We start from the raw sequence: 18,081 nt of genomic DNA on the forward strand, positions 1-18,081 counted from the left end.
TCGTTAATTTTACAAAAATATACTTCGATAAATGACTAGAGATACTTTAATTTTTGATTTGATTGACAGGGAATTGGACCGTCAGGAAAATGGACTAGAACTGATAGCTTCAGAAAATTTTGTAAGCAAGCAGGTAATGGAAGCTGCAGGTTCTTGTTTAACTAACAAATATGCTGAAGGCCTTCCGGGCAAGAGATATTATGGCGGATGCCAGGTAGTTGATGAGGTGGAAACCATTGCTATTGAGCGTGCAAAGCAGCTTTTTGGTGCAGAATGGGTAAATGTACAGCCGCATTCAGGAGCACAGGCAAATGCAGCAGTGATGCTGGCAGTAATTCAGCCTGGCGACAAAATACTAGGTTTTGACCTGTCACACGGCGGTCATTTAACTCACGGATCTCCGGTTAACTTTTCAGGAAAACTGTATCACCCCTTGTTTTACGGAGTAAAAAAAGAAGATGGATTAATTGACTATGCAAAACTTGAAGAAGTAGCATTGGCTGAGCGTCCAAAACTGATCATTTGCGGTGCATCTGCTTATTCGAGAGAATGGGACTATGCATTTATCCGCAGTGTGGCAGATAAGATAGGTGCATTGGTGCTTGCAGATATCTCTCACCCGGCAGGTATGATTGCAAGAGGTTTATTGAATAACCCGCTTCCTCATTGCCATATTGTGACTACTACTACTCACAAAACCCTTCGCGGTCCACGTGGTGGTATGATCATGATGGGTAAAGATTTTGAAAACCCATTTGGATTAAAAACTCCTAAAGGAGAAACCAGAATGATGTCGTCAGTATTGGATATGGCAGTTTTCCCTGGTACTCAGGGTGGCCCTCTGGAGCACATCATAGCTGCAAAGGCGATTGCTTTTGGAGAAGCATTGAGCGATGAATACCTGACCTACATTACACAAGTTAAAGTCAATGCCCAGGCGATGGCTAAAGCTTTTGTTGCAAGAGGTTATGGCATCATTTCAGGAGGTACAGATAACCACCTGATGCTGATCGATCTCCGCAATAAAAATATAACAGGAAAACTTGCTGAAAATGCGCTTGAAAAAGCAGATATTACGGTAAATAAAAACATGGTGCCTTTCGACGATAAGTCGCCTTTTGTAACTTCAGGTATCCGTGTTGGTACAGCCGCTATCACATCAAGAGGCTTTAAGGAAACAGAAATGGAAACTATTGTTGATCTAATTGACCAGGTAATTACCAATGCCGAGGATGAAGAGAATTTAAAACAAGTGAAAGCGAAGGTAATTGAGCTGGTAAACCGTTTCCCATTATACAAATAAACCGGGGTTTACTAAAAAATAAATGTCATCAGAGAGCAGGAATTCATCAGCCAATGAGGATGAGCGTATTAAAGCTTTGCACAGGTATGGTATATTGGACACGCCGAAAGAAAACGAGTTCGATAACATTACCAAGCTGGCCACGTTAATCTGTAATACGCCCATCGCCTTAATCACAATGGTTGATGAAGACCGGCTCTTTTTTAAATCCATTACGGGAACCCAGGAACAGGAGATCTTACCTGAACAGTCATTCAGCTGGTTTACCATACTTGGAGACGACGTCCTCGAGATACCTGATATTTCAAAGGATGAGCGGTTTAAAAACCATCCCGGAGTAATCGGTAGTCCCAATGCCCGGTTTTATGCTGGCGCACCATTAATTGATGAGCATGGACATAAACTTGGTGTAATTGGCGTCTTTGATGTTGTGCCCAGACAACTTACAAATGATCAGAAGGAGGGGCTGAAAACACTTTCCCGGGAAATCATTACTCATATTTCACTAAAGCAAAAAAGTGCGGAGTTAGCGGCCAAAACGCAGCGCTTTGAAGACCTGCTCAATATTTCTACCGTATCTCCCGAGATCCATTGTATCCTTGATTATTTTGGCAACATATTGTTCATCAATGATGCGGTAACTACCATACTGGAATATACTGCAGAAGAGGCTACGGGGCTAAGCATATGGAATTTCTGCAATAAAGAGGACATCAATAGCGTTGTAAAATACATTGAAGATGGGCTTAGAAATAAGCAGAAGCAGTTTAATGTAGACTTTAGAATCGTTAGCAAGACAGGAATAATCCGTTGGCTGAGTTGGAGTATGGTCGCTAAAAACGGCAGGTGGTATGCTTACGGAAGAGACATTACAGACAGCAAGAGGGTAGAAAATGACCTGATGAAGCTATCTTTTGTGGCCAGTAAAATTGATAGTGGTGTAGTACTCAGTGATTCCAATAACCATGTAACCTGGGTCAATGCCGCATTCGAAAAGATCACTGGTTTTACCCTAAAGGATCTGAAAGGCAAGCGCCTTGGCGATCTTATAGCCGGGCCTAAAACAGATGCTCAACTGCTTGAAAGAGCGAGACAGCTGTCTAAACAGAATCAATCCTTTACAGTAGATCTTCTTGCTTATAGAAAAGATAAGAAACCCATCTGGCTCTCAGTGTACAATACCGTGGTATTGAATGAGAAAGGCAGCCTTGAGATGGAAGTGGAGATCATCATTGACATCACTGATAAAAAGAAAGTAGAAGAAGAACTTCAGGTGCTTTCGCTTGTTGCCAGTAAGACCAATACCAGTGTCAACATTTCTAACCGTTATGGCAATACCACCTGGGTCAACCAATCGCTGGAAAAACTAACCGGATACACGCTATCAGAGCTGCAAGGTAAAAAGCTAGGCGATATTTTGTCGACGGATGCATCCGAACATGCCATTATTGAAGCCTCCAGGAATAAAGCTCAGAATAATGAATCCTATTCAATAGAAGTAAAGGCAACTACAAAGGAAGGAAACCATGTATGGTTGTCGGTTTCGAACACCCCTATTGTCAATGAAAAAGGAGAGCTGGAGAGACAGATTGATTTAATTACAGACATCACCCAGCGTAAACAGGTAGAACAGGAGCTGATCACTGCTAAGGAGCAGGCTTTGCAGCTAAGTGAGGCAAAGGAAATGTTCCTTTCGGTAATGAGCCATGAGATCAGAACTCCGCTCAATGCGGTGATAGGGATGACACACCTGCTCCTGGACAATGATCCTAAAGCATCCCAGATAGATGACCTTAATATTCTTAAGTTCTCTTCCGAAAACCTGCTCAATATTATCAATGACATTCTTGATTTTACGAAGATCGAAACCGGTAATATGGTGCTTGAATCTATTCCTTTCAGCGTAAAGGCTTTAACCGGGGATATCGTAAATTCATTACAGGTAAATGCTGCAATTAAGGAAAATAGGCTAAGGCTTGACTTTGACGACCATGTTCCGGAAACCATAATGGGCGATAAGACAAGGCTGTACCAGGTTTTGATGAATTTGCTCGGTAATGCTATTAAGTTTACTGATCATGGTGAGATTACGCTAAAGGTTGGGCTTGCCACGGCAGCCTGTGAAAAATATGCGCCTATATATTTTGAAGTTAGTGATACCGGAATTGGTATTCCACAGGATAAGCAATCTTATATCTTTGAGACCTTCACCCAGGCAAAAACGGATATTTCAAGAAAGTATGGCGGCACGGGGCTTGGCCTGGCGATTACTAAGAAACTTCTAAAACTATACAATTCGGACATCGAGGTACAGAGCCAGGAAGGCAAAGGGACCACGTTTTCTTTTGCAATCAATTTTGATAGAGTGGCAGTTGTAGATGCAGCTCAAAAGGTAGTTGATACTGCCGACATTTTTGCAGGCAAAAAGATACTCGTGGTGGATGACAACGAGATCAATACACTGATTGCAGGTCGTGTACTGGGCAAGTGGGGGTTTGTGCTGGATTTTGCTGCCAGCGGGCATGAGGCTATTGAGAAAGTAATGAAAAACACCTATGATCTGATATTTATGGATATTAAGATGCCGGGGATTGATGGTTTTGAGACTACTGGTATCATCAGGGAATTACCCGGGCATTATTTCAAGTCGGTTCCGATTATTGCGCTGACAGCTTCGACTCTGCAGGATGAAAACAGCAAATTTAAAGCTTCGGGAATGAATGGACATATTCTGAAGCCTTTTAAACCTGAAGAAATCAGAAATATCATCACAGCCTACTTTTCTTAGTAGTATGGCAATCAATAAGTTTTATGGGTTTTAACGTATTTAAAGCGTCTTTTTGCCTGGGAAATCTTTAAATGATAAAGGGCCGATGTCCCACGAGAGTGGAAGTATCGACCCTTAAATTAACGCTCTCGGAACAAAGGAAAGAAAAATATTTGAATTGGCAAAATAATCTAGTTTTATTTTTGCTGATCGGGAAGAATATTTTTGTAATGCCTTTCCTTGGAATTTAAAGGGGCATAAAGTAGCTGAATAAATACACTTAAAAAGTAAAGGGCCGATACCTCTTCAAGAAAATATCGACCCTTACCATCTAAATTAACGCTCTCATCAATATAAACGAGCTTATTCTAAAAATGTTTTATTCAGGTGTATATTTTTTAAAAAATTATTGCTCATAACACCCTAACGTGGGTGTCTGATTTCGTAGCAGGCCATTTAAATCCTTATTTAAGTAGAGATTAAAATAAGGGTCGGCAGTTAAATCTGCACCTTTTTTCAAGGCAGTGCCATGGTTTGACAATCCGAATTCATATTTGCCGGAGTTGATAAAGCCGGGGTCAGTATTCAGCTGGTTATTATTGCCACTGTAAGCCTGCAGACTTGTTCTGATGATGTTGTTCCTGATGTCAGTATCAATGGAGCCCGTAGCTTTTTTGTCTATCAAAAACTCCTCCGTCAGGCTGCCCCAGATAATGTTATTCACAAATACTGCCTTTAAGTCTCCGGATTGACTGTTTTTCCCGAGATCACTCAGATAAACAGCAGGTGTTTTACGGGCAACTACGGGATTATAGCCCCCAAATGTATTTTGTTTGAAGTTGTAATTACCACCTGATGCGCCATAAAGTAAGTATTGTCCACAATTAAAGAAAAGGTTGTTGAAAGCAGCAACAGATGTTCCATATCCGGCTATTGCAGTGATGCTCATATTCTTTACCACACTGTTGCTAAGCAGTAATTTTGGTCCGCCATCCTTGCTTAGAGAATCTGCCGTGATGCCGACGATGGCATTTTTTATCGTGCTGTTGAGAATTCTGGAATTGATACTGCTGCTGTAAAATTGAATGCCTATCCATTGACCAGGTTCCTCAGCATAACTGTTTTCCATGCGGTCTCCTGCAAATAAAATAGGTTGTGTCACCTTCCCTTGCGCGTTGAGTGATCCACGGACTAACATCGCAGCTCCATTGTGAAACAGGACTTTAGTTCCCGATTGTATACTTAAGGTGACATGGGGGGCGACCGTGACAGATTTGTAAATAATGTAAGGCAATGTACTTGTCCAGGTAGTATTACTGCTAATCACCTGCCCGTTTATAAAAACGGCATTCTGTCCATAGGCTATTAGCTGCACTGTCTGTTCATTCCCATTTGTATTAAAGAGGATAGAATCCTGGACGATGAATGGCTGACTCTGATTGTTTGGATTGATGGATACCTTGATGAAAATATTGATAGAATCTTTACTGCCGATTTCAATATTGTCCCTTTGATTTACAGGCTGCCCATTAATGATCAGGCTGAAAGGAGAATTATCGCCACCGCTCAATCTGATATTACTGATGTTGATGCCTTTGTGGTGTATATTATAGATTTTTATCCTTTTATTCGTAGAACCAACCGCAGTAAACACGGTATCAAATAGAACGGTATCCGATGAGAAGGCCAGTTTTGCGTCTTTATCTGTCGTGATGTCATCAGACTTGCGGCAGCCTGTAAGCGCTATGATGATCAGGAAGATGAATGTCAGAAGTATCCGCATAAGACAAACTTATCGAAAAGTATTCAATCTGCAAATGCGATGGTTGCAATACTCAGCTTGCCGATCCCGTGTCTATACAATTCCATTGCACAGGCTTCTATGGTCGCGCCTGTTGTGATCACATCGTCAACCAGTAAAACATGCTTCCCCGCTAGAATAGCTGGGTCCGAGATGCCAAATACCTCTTTCATATTCTCATATCTCTTGTACCTGCTTTTCCTGGTCTGGGAGCTGGTGGCTACTTTTCTGATCAGACAGCCTTTAGCGACAGGGATATTCAGTGCTGCTGATAATCCATCTGCAATGCACATACTTTGGTTATAGCCGCGCTCTTGTTCTTTCTTTTTGTGCAACGGTATGGGAATGATCAGATCTATTCCCTGGTAATGAGGATTGCTTATTAGTTGTCCGGCCAGTATAGTACCCAGCTTAACACCCAGGCCTTTTTTTCCTTTGTATTTTAAATGGTGTATGAGATTCTGAACTGAATTGCCTTTCCTGAAATGCAATAATGCCATTGCCTGATGGAAAGGGATTCTTCCCCAGAGCTTTCTGGCTACTTTATTGTCTTTGTAAATGTGGTGGTCGGTATAGGGAAGGTTGTGTATACAAGAAGTACAGATGTCGCCCTCGCCATGGTGCAAAAGCGTGCTGCAGGCACAACATAGTTCAGGGAATAACAGCCCTGTAAGATCCTGTAACAGGATTAAAATTGCATTGAAGAATTTCACCCGCTAATTTAGTCCATTTTATCAGCAGGGTGGTTGAAATCGGGAAACTAATTTTGGTTTTTTACAGCAAGTTGTCCGCAGGCCGCGTCAATATCCTTACCGCGGCTTCTTCTGATATTGGTATTGATGCCCTGGCTTTTCAGGTAATTTGAAAACGCATCAATTTTATCCTCTTCAGCATTGATGAAATCAGCGAATTGAATGGGATTATATTCAATCAGGTTCACTTTACATGGTACATGCTTACAGAATTTGGCCAGCTCCATTGCATCCTCAATTTCATCGTTGAAATTATTGAAAACAATGTATTCGTACGTGATCGGATTCTTTGTTTTTGAGAAATAGTACTTTAAAGATTCAGCGAGTGCCTTTAATGAATTCTGCTCGTTGATCGGCATGATCTCATTGCGCTTTTTGTCATTTGCAGCGTGGAGGGAAACCGCCAGATTGAATTTTACGCCATCATCACCAAGTTTTTTGATCATCTTAGAAATGCCGGCTGTAGAAACAGTAATGCGTTTGTACGACATGTTCAGTCCATCGGGTGCAGTAATGCGTTCAATAGACTTCAAAACATTGGCATAATTGAGCAAGGGTTCTCCCATGCCCATATATACAATATTTGTCAGCGGGGCTTTGTAATTAAGCTTTGCCTGCTGATCTATCAGGACTACCTGATCATAAATCTCATCAGCATTTAAGTTCCGCTTGCGGTCCATATAACCCGTAGCGCAAAACTTGCAGGTCAGGCTGCAGCCTACCTGGGAGCTTACACAGGCAGTCATACGCTCTTCCATGGGAATCAATACTCCCTCTACAATGTTGCCATCGTAGAGCCTGAACGTGTTTTTTATCGTATGATCATTACTGAACTGAGAATTATTTACCTCTACCACATTGATGGAATAGTTTTCATTTAGCTTGGCACGCAGCTCTTTAGAAAGATTACTCATTTCTTCAAAACTACGGGCAGACTTTTCCCAAAGCCACTGGTAAACCTGTTTGGCTCTGTAGGAAGGTTCTTTCATGGCAGTAAAGTGCTGTTGCAGTTGTGCCAGGTCAAGCGAACGGATATCGGTTTTCTTTGTAGGAAGCATTTCGCTGCAAAGTTACCAAAAAAAGATTATTTAGTTGCAGGATTGATATTCCTGACTTAAGCATGAGTTATTAGCGCTTTGGACTCTTCACTTTTGCTCCCGGAGCGCCAGATCTGCCATTGCCTGGTCTTACCGATCTTTTGCTTGGTCCGCCGGCTTTAAACCAGTCTCCGCTACCTGAAGCAGCTTTTGATCCACCCGCCGCTCTTCCTCCTGAAGCTGATTTAGGTGCAGACTTACCTTTTCCTCCAGCTGGGCGGTCGGCACGGCTAACCGTAGCATTTTTTCCTGCAGCTCTTGATCCAGCACTTTTACCAGCAACTTTGGGTCCTGATGCTCTGCCTGAAGACCTACCAGGTGTTACGTTCTCCATGAAGTCATCTTCTTTTGGAGCTTTGGCTTTTTTGACTACTCTTTTTGGTGCTGCGGAGGCCGACTCAGAACTCGATTTGGCTACCATGTTGTAGATTTCAGTTTGCTCTTCGGGGGTTAGCTCACGCCATTCACCCACAGGAATCCCTTTGACGCTCACGTTCATGATGCGTACACGTTCCAGTTTAACCACCTCAAAACCAAAGTGCTCACACATGCGTCTGATCTGCCTGTTCAATCCCTGGATCAGGGTTATTTTAAATACAGAAGGACCTTCTTTGGTCACTTTGCATTTTTTGGTCATCACCCCAAGTACGGGAACACCTTTGGCCATCCCCGTTAGAAACGATTCTGTTACCGGCTTGTTTACCGTGACGATGTATTCCTTTTCGTGATTATTACCAGCCCTGAGGATTTTATTAACCAGATCTCCATTGTTCGTTAGGAAGATTAATCCCTGAGAATCTTTATCCAAACGACCGATAGGAAACACCCTTTCGCTATGGTTTACATGGTCTACAATATTGCTTTTTACGCCGGCTTCGGTAGTGCTGGTGATGCCTACAGGCTTGTTGTACGCAATTAAAATAGAATTTTCAACTTCTTTTGGTTCGATGGTCTGCCCGTTTACAGTTACGATATCCCCAAAGAATACCTTATCACCCACCTTTGCCTTTTTTCCGTTGATATATACATTGCCTTGCTCGATGTACCTGTCGGCCGCTCTTCTTGAGCATAGACCGCTTTCACTTATGTATTTATTTAACCGGGTTGTAGAATCAGACATGGGTAATGGAGTTATAAATTGATTTCTTTTTTTACAAAGGAATCAATTTATAACCATATATGCTATCAAAATATTTCAAAGCGTAGTGATATCATAAAGAAAGCAAGGTCATTCTCAGTACAAAATGACCCCACTTTAAAATAGAAAGGATGATATTAAAGACCCATTTCATCAGCACTTGGTCCATAACTCCCTGGAATGGGGATGTTCAATAAACGTAAATAAACTCCCAATTGGGCTCTATGATGAATAATTTGATTGATGCTCATCCGGATGATGTCCGCTTTAGGTTCTGTGGTATGAATTTGATCACCTGTTCTCAAAGTCCATGGTTTATCAAGTACGCTTTCATATTCATCTGTAAGCAAACTTGTTCCATCGGCCAGGGATTGTTCAAAATAAGCTAAAAGTTCTTCGGTGGTATTTAAATCCTTAGGAGTGTAGGGCGCTGTAGCAAAATCAAGTTCGTCAGTTGTCAGGGTCATCGTTACCCAAGCAGGCAATTCTGCGATGTGCGTAGCCAGGCTCTTGATCGTCATGCTTTTTGGGTGAGGCTGCCAGCTGAACTTGTCAGACGGGATACGCGCTAACATTTTGCGGGTGGTTACTGCTTCCTGTTCCAGTTCTTTCAGGTACGTTTTAATTCTGTTCATAATCTTTATTTGTTTGTATAGAACAAAGAAACGGAGGCCCACTGACAGCCCTATGGCAGTCTGAATTTAATATAGAAACTTTTTTATAAATGGTGGACTAATGGTGCACTCACCAGCCAGCAGGTACGAACTGAGTTAGTGGCTGACCGGAATCAATTTCATATAGTCATTTAATGGCGTATGATCTTTTTTTCGGAAAGGAATGCCATGATTCCTGATTTTGATAATTCTGGAAGCCCGGAAATCACGGTACTCCTCGCGAAGGTGACACCAGGCAATCAGGTGCCAGTTGTACGCATAAAATACTAGTCCGATGGCTTCAACTTCCCGTTTACTGGTTTCACCTTTGTTATTCTGGTAGTCAATTTCAATGACGAACTGTCCCGAAATGGCATTCTGTAACGTTGCCAGATGGTCAAACTCGTCATTCATCATTTCATGGTGCAGCTGAAACTTGATGCTTTCATTGAGCAGTTCCAGCTTTTCCTTTTGACCGTGCTTCAAGACTGCCTTGACCTTATTGAGCGCGGTCGTATAATTTGTGAAAATGGATTTATCAGCAAAGCGGGAAACCAGGCGTTCCATGATCAGCAGGGCATTGGCTTCATCCGAAGTAAATGAAACGGGAGGGAGGAAATAGCCCTGTACAATAAAATATCCTTTGGGCTGTTCAAAACTGATCGGCACTCCTTGTTCTATCAGTGCCTTTATATCCCGATAAACCGTACGTACACTCATTTGAAACTGGTCTGCAATTTTATCCGCAGTGATGTATTTTTTGCTTTGCAGCAAAATCAGTATTCCAAAAAGCCTGTCTATGCGATTCATCGAGGTCAATATTAATGATCAGATACAAATATATTTATTTTCTTTGCATCTATGATTTCTTACCTGTCAGCATCATATGTTTATCCAGTAACGTCCGGACCGATAAAGAACGGGGTTGTCGGAGTAGAAGAAGATGGCAAGATTACCGCAGTATTTACCGCAGAAGATGCCGCAGAAAGGCAAATTCAGGATGTTGTTACTTATGACGGGATTTTAGTCCCGGGTTTTGTAAACACCCATTGCCATCTGGAGCTTTCGCACATGAAGGCCAAAATAGCGGGAAAGAAGGGGTTGGTCGATTTTGTGAAGAATGTGATGAAAACACGCAGTGCTGATGACTATAGCATAGAGGTAGATATGCTAAAGGCAGATGTGGAGATGTTTGAAGGTGGGATTGTTGCTGTTGGAGATATTTCAAATCAAGCCATTTCAGCATCAATAAAAAAAGGGAGCCCTATTTACTACCATACATTTCTGGAGGTAATGGGCTTTAATCCGGCGACTGCAAAATTGTCGATGGACCGGGCATTGGAGTTTGAAGAAAAATTCGAAGACCTATCCCTTTCTATCGTGCCTCATGCACCGTACTCTGTTTCTTCAGCGTTATTTGATGCACTCAAAGCAAATTCAGTTGACAAAGCTTCGCTGGTTAGTATCCACAATCAGGAAACTGCAGATGAGAATGCTTTTTTTGAGGATAAAACCGGTAGCTTTTTAGATTTATATGAATTTTTGGGTCTGAATATCGATTTCTATAAACCATCAGGAAAAACATCACTTCAGACTTACTTGCCATTGTTATCGCCGGATAATAAGACATTGCTGGTACACAATACGTTTACTTCAATGGAAGATGTGAAGTTTGCAGAGGCTGTTCATCCTAATTTATACTGGTGTCTTTGTCCGCGGGCCAATATGTACATAGAAGACAGACTCCCGGATGTAAACATGCTAAAGGATGCAGGTGTGAGGATTACTCTGGGTACAGATAGCCTTGCGAGCAACAGAAAGCTCAGCATACTGGCCGAAATGGAGGTGCTGGCAAATAATTTTGATATACCAATGTGGGATTTGATTAAATGGGCAACTTGGAACGGAGCTGATTTTTTAGGTGTAACTGAGCGTTATGGTAGCCTGGAGCCTGGTAAAAGGCCGGGTATAAATTTGCTGGGGTATAAAGAAAAAAATGAGGAGGCTGTCCTGAATTTTAAAATGAAACGGTTATTTTAAAGATAACTGGTTATTTGATGTAACAGTATATAGTTTAGCATATAGATCTGCTGATATGAACAATAAGATTACTGCCCTTTTTGAAATTGAATATCCCATTATACAGGCCGGTATGGTTTGGTGCAGTGGTTGGAGACTGGCTTCGGCAGTGTCCAATGCTGGAGGATTAGGTATCATTGGTGCCGGGTCGATGTATCCGGAGGTATTACGTGAACATATTCAGAAATGTAAGATGGCCACGGCAAAGCCTTTTGGGGTGAATGTGCCTTTGCTGTATCCGAATGTTCAGGAAATCATGGAGATTATTGTAGAAGAAGGCGTGCATATTGTTTTTACATCTGCCGGGAACCCGTCTGCATGGACCGGATTCCTGAAAGACAAGGGAATTACAGTGGTACATGTAATAGCCAATACAAAATTTGCTTTGAAAGCACGGGACGCCGGCGTGGATGCGATAGTTGCAGAGGGGTTTGAAGCAGGTGGTCACAACGGAAGAGAGGAGACGACTACGATGTGCCTGATTCCAATGGTAAGTGCTGCGGTTAAGATTCCTGTGATCGCTGCTGGAGGCATCAGTAGCGGTGCCGCCATGCTTGCTGCAATGGCTTTGGGTGCGGATGCGGTTCAGATAGGATCTGCTTTTGCGGTAGCCGAAGAGTCATCTGCACATCCAAATTTTAAACATAAAATTATTGAAGCATCGGAAGGCGACACAAAGCTCAGGATGAAGAAACTGGTGCCGGTCCGTTTGCTGAAAAATGAATTTGCAGATGCCGTTGCCAAGGCCGAAGCGGAGGGAGCGGATAGTCATACGCTAATGAATATCCTGGGGCGGGCACGGGCAAAATTAGGTATGTTTGAAGGAAATATGGAGGAGGGTGAACTGGAGATCGGACAGGTTTCGGCAATGCTGAAGGAGATTAAGCCGGCAGCGGAGATCCTGCAAGAGATCTGGGAGGGTTTTTTGGAAGCGAGAGCACGTATTTTAAACAGTTAAACATCCCTATATTTGTAGGCTAAGGAATAGATTTTAAATGAAAATAGTACACAATAATATCAAAATAACCGGTAAAGTGCAGGCGGTTGGCTTTAGGGAGACGACCAAATATTTTGCGGATCAGGCGGGGGTTAAGGGCTTTGTGAGGAATGAAGCTGATGGTTCTGTATATATAGAAGTAGAAGCAGAACAGTGGGTGCTGGAATCTTTTGTAGAATGGTGCAATGAGGGGCCGGACAGGGCAAAGGTGGAAGGATGTGAAGTGACTGTAAGTGAAGAACTGAAACACTTCAAGGATTTTGTGATCTTAAAGAAATAGGATGTCGGCTATCAAAAGGTTCCTCGGGCAAACAGCGATCTATGGTGTGACAACCGTGGTTTCCAGGATGTTTAACTTTATCCTTACCCCTTTGTTTACTGGGGTATTTCAGCCAGGGATCTATTCTATTTTTACGAAGATGTATGCTTCTGCATCATTGATCAATGCGATATTGGCTTTTGGAATGGAGAGTACTTTTTTCAGGTACCTGAATAAACATGAAGATAAGAAGCAGGAGGTTTACAATAATTCTTTTTTTTGCATTGCCTTATTATCGTTGTTGTTTCTGATCACCGGGTTAGTTTTTACGAAGCCGATTGCGGTTCATTTTTCGGGCAAACCTGAGGAAGTAGCTGATTATATTAAATATGTACATTATTTTATTTGGTTACTATTTATTGATGCTATTTGTGTCATTCCTTTTGCAAAGTTGCGTGCGGATGAAAAGCCGATGCGTTTTAGTTTGATCAAGTTTTTGAATATTGGAACTTTTATTGGCTTTAACCTGATATTCCTGTTTGTTGTTCCCGCAATCATCAGAATAGGAGGGCCTGTGGGAGCATGGTTTGCATCGTGGTACCGCGAAGGATGGATTGGTTATGTATTCATATCTAATCTCATTGCAAGTGTGCTGACGTTGTTGCTGCTGATTCCTGAATTGCTCAAACTTCAGTTGAAGTTTGATAAAGGTCTGTTCGCTAAAATGGTTTCTTATTCCTGGCCGGTGCTGGTGGCCAATTTATCCTTTGTAATCAATGAAAACCTGGACAAAATGATTCTTGAGCCACTGGGTGTTTCAGCTTTTAACCTTGGTGTATATGGAGGGGTTTGCAAGATTGCGGTATTTTTGAGCCTTTTCATCACGGCATTCCGGCTGGGGGCTGAGCCTTTCTTTTTTAGTCATGCCAAAAATACCAATGCAAAACAGACCTATGCAACAATCCTGAACTATTTTGTGGTGGCGCTAGCATTGATCTTTGTCGGGCTAGTAGCAAATATTGAGATTCTTAAATATTTTATAAATAATAAGGCTTACTGGGTAGGACTGGAAGCTGTGCCGGTTTTATTATTCGGTTATGTTTGCCTGGGTATTTATAGTAACTTATCGATCTGGTACCGCCTATCCGACCAAACTAAATATGGACTTTATATTTCAGTAGTTGGTGCAGTTATCACTATTGTGCTCAATATTGTACTGGTTCCCAGATTTGGTTTTATGGGTTCGGCTTGGGTATCATTGCTGGCGTATTTCATCATGATGGTGATTTCCTATATTTTTGGGCAACGGAACTACCCGATTCCATATGATTTGAAGAGGATTTTAATCTATTTACTGGTGTCAGTGGTGCTGGTGATTTTATCATTTTGGGTATTTAAGAGGAATATAATTATTGGCAATGCCTTGCTGCTGGCTTTTGCAGGCGGAGTATTTTATTTTGAAAAAGATCAGTTGAAACTTATATTGAAGAAGAAATAAATTCAGGATGACGATAGAACAAAGCATGTTGAAGATAGGACAACTCAGGATGATGACAGCGTAAGTGAACGACAGGATAAGTGTGAACGATGTATAACAAATAGGATCAGGATTGAATAGTTAAAAGTATATTACTTAAGAAATGAAAATAAATATTATCAATAAATCCGGGCATGATTTGCCGCAATATGAAACCGCTCATGCCGCGGGTATGGATATGCGTGCTTTTACAGAAAATGAAATTACAATTAAACCTTTACAGCGTGTTTTGATTCCAACTGGTTTATATATTGAACTTCCAATCGGATTTGAAGCCCAGATCAGACCAAGAAGCGGATTGGCTTATAAGCATGGAATTAGTATTGTGAATGCTCCGGGAACAATTGACGCGGATTACAGAGGTGAAATAAAAGTATTGCTGGTCAATCTTTCTGATACTGATTTTGTTGTAAATAATGGAGACAGGATAGCCCAGATGGTGATTGCAAAACATGAGACCATTAGCTGGGAGGCTGTAGAAGAATTAAGCGATACTGCGCGAGGAGCAGGGGGTTACGGACATACCGGTAAATAGAATGTTATGAAATTGAAGTTGTTTTTATTTTTATTGTTTTCCTGCGGAATGAATGCATTTGCACAGCAGCCGGTGATCTCTGCTTTGGACAGCAATGTGATAAAAACACTTTTTTTTACTGGATTAAAAGAAAAGCTCAACGAGAACTACGAAAAGGCGGCTGAAAGTTTCAATAAAATATTGGCTATGGATGCCGGTAATGCTGCGGTTCATTATGAGCTGGCTGTGTTGAATTTCAGGCAGAATAAACTTTTGGATGCCGAAATTGCAATTAAAAAAGCAACATCAATCAATGCAGATAACAGTTGGTATTGGAAGCTGCTGGCAGAACTATACAAGAGAAATGGTAATATGGATGCGCTGGTAGGGGTATTTAATCAGATGATCAGATTGTCGCCGGATAATGATAATTATTATTTTGACCGGTCAAATGCCCTGTTGCTTGGAGGAAAAGTGGAAGAAGCATTGAAAGGTTATGATGAATTGGAACGTAAATTTGGTTCATCAGCAGAACTTACTGAAGCAAGAGGGCGGGTGATGGGAGACAAGCAGGATACACGCGGTAAGAAAAAGGATAATGTTAATGTAGAGCAGCAGCAATCAGTGGGCGAGCAAGATCCAAATGATCCTAAGGTAATGGCCGCACAGGCACAACAGCTTTATAAAAAAGGGGATTTGAACGGAGCCCTTGAACAGCTTAAGAAGGTTCTAAAGATTACAGACCAATTGTACCCGGTATGGGAACAGGCAATGGATATACAGATGAATCTGGGCTTATATAAAGATGTGCTGAAGATGGGAGATGGGGCATTGGCGGTATTCCCTAATCAGGCGATTTTGTATTACTATATGGCCTATGCGCAACAAGAAGAACGTAAATACGACGAGGCGTTGACGAATATTAAAATGGCCATACAGCTGGATTCGGAGAATATGATTTACCTGGAATGTTTTGGAGATATTTTGTCATTAAAAGGAGATGCAGCACAAGCTGTGGTACAATGGAAAAAGGTACAGGCAGGTGGCGGTGGTTCTGGAAAACTAAAGAAGAAGATAGATGAACGGAAATACATTAAATAAACTGGCTTTTGCTGCCATGATTGTCCTGGCCATGGGCTGTAAGACAAAAAAGGCCGTAGTGGTAGTTCCACCAACGGATACAACTACTGCTGTGAGCAGCAAAAAGATAGAGACCCTGAAGATGCTGAAAGAAAAAGACATGGTTTTCAATACTTTGTCTATAAAAGCTAAGGCGACGCTGGATATCAACGGGAATGTAAATAACGTGACCATGAACTTCAGGATGGTTAAAGGAGAAAAGATTTGGGTAAGCATTACTGCTTTTGCCGGGATTGAAGTGGCGAGGGCTTTGATTACGCCTGATAGTATCAAGGTGAAAAACAGCTTTCAGGGCGTTTATTTGAAGAAGCCATTTAGCTATGTGCATACCTATACTAATAAACAGGTGAATTTTGCGTTATTACAGTCCATTTTTTCAGGGAATACCATAGATGATTTTATGGTTGAGCAATCAGATCTTGAACAGCAAGATGGTGTTTGGGTACTTAAAGGAGAACAGGGTGATCTGGCTTACAATGTTCTTTTTAATACGCTTTTTAAAATAGGACAAACCAATTTAAATGATGTGAAGTCAGGGAAGGCATTGAAAGTTGTTTACGGAGATTATCAGAAAATAGACGACGTTCTTGTACCTTCTAATATTAAGATCAGTTCGATGGCGGGCACTCAGAAAATAGGGCTTACACTGGACTTTTCTAAGATAGAACGCAATGTTCCACTGGACTTTCCGTTTAATGTTCCTACTAAGTATGAGGTAATAAACTGATTTTTTTTAATACTTTTGGTGCAATGAAGCTAAGCAAATTCCTCTTATTCCTGTTTTTTGTATTGACCGCATCTGTTGCTGTAGCACAAAGCAGTGCAGAACTTAAAAGAAAAAAAGAAGCTTTACAGCGCGAAATTGATTTGTTGCAGAAAAATGCGAACAAGGCTGCGAATAGCAAAAAACTTACTTTGGGTGAGATTAAGTCCTTAAATGCAAAAATAGGGCTGATGCAGAGCAAAATTTCGGTGATTAACTCTGAGATTAAAAATCTAGATAACCAGATCCATGAGAATACGAATACCGTACATAACCTAAAGGGCCAGCTTGGCCAGTTGAAAAAGGAGTACGGTAGCATGATCAGATTTGCCCAGAGAAATAAGAATGCATATGATAAGATGATGTTCATCTTTGCAGCTTCTGATTTTAATCAGGCTTATAAGCGAATCAAATATTTGCAGCAGTTTGGGCAGTATAGGAAGAAGCAGGCGGATTATATACAAGGCAAGCAAAAGGACCTGAATTATAAAATCGTAATTCTGGATAAAAACCTGAAAGAGAAAAGTAGCCTGCTTCATGAGCAGGAGAATGAAAAGAATAAACTCGGAAAGAATAAATCGGAGCAATCGGTAGTATTGAATAGATTCAGTAAGCAGGAGCGGTTGTATAAGCAGGATATTGCCAGTAAACAGAAACAAGCAGCGCAACTGGAGAGAAATATAAGGTCTGCAATTGCAAGAGAAATTGCATTGGCAAAGAAAAAGGCAGAAGAGGAAGAGCGTTTGGCTGCAGCCAAAGCCAAGGCTGAAAATAAACCTGCCCCGACCACCGCTGCCGAAAAGTCCAAGGCATCAGGCGGCTACCTGACTGCGACCCCTGAATCTGCAAAACTTTCAGCTCAGTTTGAAGGTAACAGGGGTTCACTGCCATGGCCTGTTACTATGGCTACTATTACCCAGCGCTTTGGTAAATATAAAGTTGGACAAGCTCAAAATGACAATGATGGTATTGATATTGAAACTCAGGAAGGAGCGCCGGTGCGTGCAGTGTTTAATGGTACCGTAAGTACGGTGAACAGTGCAATGGGCGGTTATTTTGTACTGATCAGGCACGGACAATACTTTTCAGTTTACAGTAACCTTAAGTCGGCAAGTGTATCAAGCGGACAAACGGTTACTACCAGACAAAACATAGGTGTGGCGGGCCATGAGGACGGCAGGCCTATTGTTAAATTTCAGATATGGCGTGGTACAGTTCCTCAAAATCCTGAAGCATGGCTTGGGGGCAAGTAAATTGGCAAACAAAATAGTTATATTTGTA

The 18,081-nt window shown here is 41.6% G+C and carries 16 protein-coding genes; 10 read left to right on the forward strand and 6 right to left on the reverse strand.

Annotated features, from left to right (window positions below):
* Positions 1 to 31: 31 nt before the first annotated feature.
* Positions 32 to 1,303: a serine hydroxymethyltransferase gene (gene glyA, locus FA047_RS16175; protein WP_136837134.1), complete on the forward strand. Its 1,272-nt coding sequence runs from the start codon at positions 32 to 34 to the stop codon at positions 1,301 to 1,303.
* Positions 1,304 to 1,325: 22 nt separating this feature from the next.
* The gene (locus FA047_RS16180) at positions 1,326 to 4,091 is read left to right on the forward strand and encodes a PAS domain S-box protein (protein WP_136837135.1); all 2,766 of its coding nucleotides are present in this window, start codon (positions 1,326 to 1,328) and stop codon (positions 4,089 to 4,091) included.
* 385 nt (positions 4,092 to 4,476) lie between these two features.
* Here the strand turns inward: FA047_RS16180 and FA047_RS16185 are convergent, their stop codons facing one another.
* The 6 genes from FA047_RS16185 to FA047_RS16210 form a co-directional block, all read right to left on the reverse strand.
* On the reverse strand, positions 4,477 to 5,853 hold the full coding sequence (locus FA047_RS16185; RefSeq protein ID WP_136837136.1) for a hypothetical protein: 1,377 nt from the start codon (positions 5,851 to 5,853) through the stop codon (positions 4,477 to 4,479).
* Between the two features lie 23 nt (positions 5,854 to 5,876).
* A complete protein-coding gene (locus FA047_RS16190) occupies positions 5,877 to 6,584 on the reverse strand; it encodes a ComF family protein (protein ID WP_225872759.1) in 708 nt (235 codons plus the stop codon).
* A 47-nt stretch (positions 6,585 to 6,631) separates the two neighbouring features.
* Positions 6,632 to 7,681: a 23S rRNA (adenine(2503)-C(2))-methyltransferase RlmN gene (gene rlmN / locus FA047_RS16195; protein ID WP_136837137.1), complete on the reverse strand. Its 1,050-nt coding sequence runs from the start codon at positions 7,679 to 7,681 to the stop codon at positions 6,632 to 6,634.
* A 70-nt stretch (positions 7,682 to 7,751) separates the two neighbouring features.
* Positions 7,752 to 8,840, reverse strand: a complete 1,089-nt coding sequence (rluF, locus tag FA047_RS16200) for a 23S rRNA pseudouridine(2604) synthase RluF (RefSeq protein WP_136837138.1) — start codon at positions 8,838 to 8,840, stop codon at positions 7,752 to 7,754.
* 155 nt (positions 8,841 to 8,995) lie between these two features.
* Positions 8,996 to 9,493 carry a DinB family protein gene (locus FA047_RS16205; RefSeq protein ID WP_136837139.1) on the reverse strand — a complete coding sequence of 166 codons (498 nt, stop codon included), beginning with the start codon at positions 9,491 to 9,493 and terminating at the stop codon, positions 8,996 to 8,998.
* 135 nt (positions 9,494 to 9,628) lie between these two features.
* The gene (locus FA047_RS16210) at positions 9,629 to 10,321 is read right to left on the reverse strand and encodes a helix-turn-helix transcriptional regulator (RefSeq protein ID WP_136837140.1); all 693 of its coding nucleotides are present in this window, start codon (positions 10,319 to 10,321) and stop codon (positions 9,629 to 9,631) included.
* Positions 10,322 to 10,372: 51 nt separating this feature from the next.
* On the opposite strand from FA047_RS16210, the gene FA047_RS16215 reads away from it, so the two are divergent.
* From FA047_RS16215 to FA047_RS16250, 8 genes are all read left to right on the forward strand, one after another.
* Entirely contained in the window at positions 10,373 to 11,551 is a 1,179-nt protein-coding gene (locus tag FA047_RS16215; protein ID WP_136837141.1) for an amidohydrolase family protein, read from the forward strand.
* 55 nt (positions 11,552 to 11,606) lie between these two features.
* Positions 11,607 to 12,548, forward strand: a complete 942-nt coding sequence (locus FA047_RS16220; RefSeq protein ID WP_136837142.1) for an NAD(P)H-dependent flavin oxidoreductase — start codon at positions 11,607 to 11,609, stop codon at positions 12,546 to 12,548.
* A 37-nt stretch (positions 12,549 to 12,585) separates the two neighbouring features.
* Positions 12,586 to 12,867 (forward strand): acylphosphatase, encoded by a 282-nt coding sequence (locus FA047_RS16225; protein WP_205943336.1) that lies wholly within the window; start codon positions 12,586 to 12,588, stop codon positions 12,865 to 12,867.
* Between the two features lies 1 nt (position 12,868).
* Positions 12,869 to 14,344: an MATE family efflux transporter gene (locus tag FA047_RS16230; RefSeq protein WP_136837143.1), complete on the forward strand. Its 1,476-nt coding sequence runs from the start codon at positions 12,869 to 12,871 to the stop codon at positions 14,342 to 14,344.
* A 142-nt stretch (positions 14,345 to 14,486) separates the two neighbouring features.
* Complete coding sequence (dut, locus tag FA047_RS16235; protein ID WP_136837144.1) at positions 14,487 to 14,918, forward strand: dUTP diphosphatase; 432 nt, start codon at positions 14,487 to 14,489, stop codon at positions 14,916 to 14,918.
* A 6-nt stretch (positions 14,919 to 14,924) separates the two neighbouring features.
* Positions 14,925 to 15,998: a tetratricopeptide repeat protein gene (locus tag FA047_RS16240; RefSeq protein WP_136837145.1), complete on the forward strand. Its 1,074-nt coding sequence runs from the start codon at positions 14,925 to 14,927 to the stop codon at positions 15,996 to 15,998.
* A complete protein-coding gene (locus tag FA047_RS16245) occupies positions 15,976 to 16,764 on the forward strand; it encodes a DUF4292 domain-containing protein (RefSeq protein ID WP_136837146.1) in 789 nt (262 codons plus the stop codon). The genes FA047_RS16240 and FA047_RS16245 overlap by 23 nt, the downstream gene beginning before the upstream one ends.
* A gap of 23 nt (positions 16,765 to 16,787) precedes the next feature.
* Positions 16,788 to 18,053 (forward strand): murein hydrolase activator EnvC family protein, encoded by a 1,266-nt coding sequence (locus FA047_RS16250; RefSeq protein ID WP_136837147.1) that lies wholly within the window; start codon positions 16,788 to 16,790, stop codon positions 18,051 to 18,053.
* Positions 18,054 to 18,081 lie beyond the last annotated feature (28 nt).

It is taken from the genome of Pedobacter frigoris (assembly GCF_005116445.1).
GTDB classification, from domain to species: Bacteria; Bacteroidota; Bacteroidia; order Sphingobacteriales; family Sphingobacteriaceae; genus Pedobacter; species Pedobacter frigoris.

Coding starts and splice junctions, on each gene's coding strand:
- glyA (WP_136837134.1), top strand. CDS start 32: ATGACTAGAGATACTTTAATTTTTGATTTGATTGACAGGGAATTGGAC.
- FA047_RS16180 (WP_136837135.1), top strand. CDS start 1,326: ATGTCATCAGAGAGCAGGAATTCATCAGCCAATGAGGATGAGCGTATT.
- FA047_RS16185 (WP_136837136.1), bottom strand. CDS start 5,853: ATGCGGATACTTCTGACATTCATCTTCCTGATCATCATAGCGCTTACA.
- rlmN (WP_136837137.1), bottom strand. CDS start 7,681: ATGCTTCCTACAAAGAAAACCGATATCCGTTCGCTTGACCTGGCACAA.
- rluF (WP_136837138.1), bottom strand. CDS start 8,840: ATGTCTGATTCTACAACCCGGTTAAATAAATACATAAGTGAAAGCGGT.
- FA047_RS16205 (WP_136837139.1), bottom strand. CDS start 9,493: ATGAACAGAATTAAAACGTACCTGAAAGAACTGGAACAGGAAGCAGTA.
- FA047_RS16210 (WP_136837140.1), bottom strand. CDS start 10,321: ATGAATCGCATAGACAGGCTTTTTGGAATACTGATTTTGCTGCAAAGC.
- FA047_RS16215 (WP_136837141.1), top strand. CDS start 10,373: ATGATTTCTTACCTGTCAGCATCATATGTTTATCCAGTAACGTCCGGA.
- FA047_RS16220 (WP_136837142.1), top strand. CDS start 11,607: ATGAACAATAAGATTACTGCCCTTTTTGAAATTGAATATCCCATTATA.
- FA047_RS16225 (WP_205943336.1), top strand. CDS start 12,586: ATGAAAATAGTACACAATAATATCAAAATAACCGGTAAAGTGCAGGCG.
- FA047_RS16230 (WP_136837143.1), top strand. CDS start 12,869: ATGTCGGCTATCAAAAGGTTCCTCGGGCAAACAGCGATCTATGGTGTG.
- dut (WP_136837144.1), top strand. CDS start 14,487: ATGAAAATAAATATTATCAATAAATCCGGGCATGATTTGCCGCAATAT.
- FA047_RS16240 (WP_136837145.1), top strand. CDS start 14,925: ATGAAATTGAAGTTGTTTTTATTTTTATTGTTTTCCTGCGGAATGAAT.
- FA047_RS16245 (WP_136837146.1), top strand. CDS start 15,976: ATGAACGGAAATACATTAAATAAACTGGCTTTTGCTGCCATGATTGTC.
- FA047_RS16250 (WP_136837147.1), top strand. CDS start 16,788: ATGAAGCTAAGCAAATTCCTCTTATTCCTGTTTTTTGTATTGACCGCA.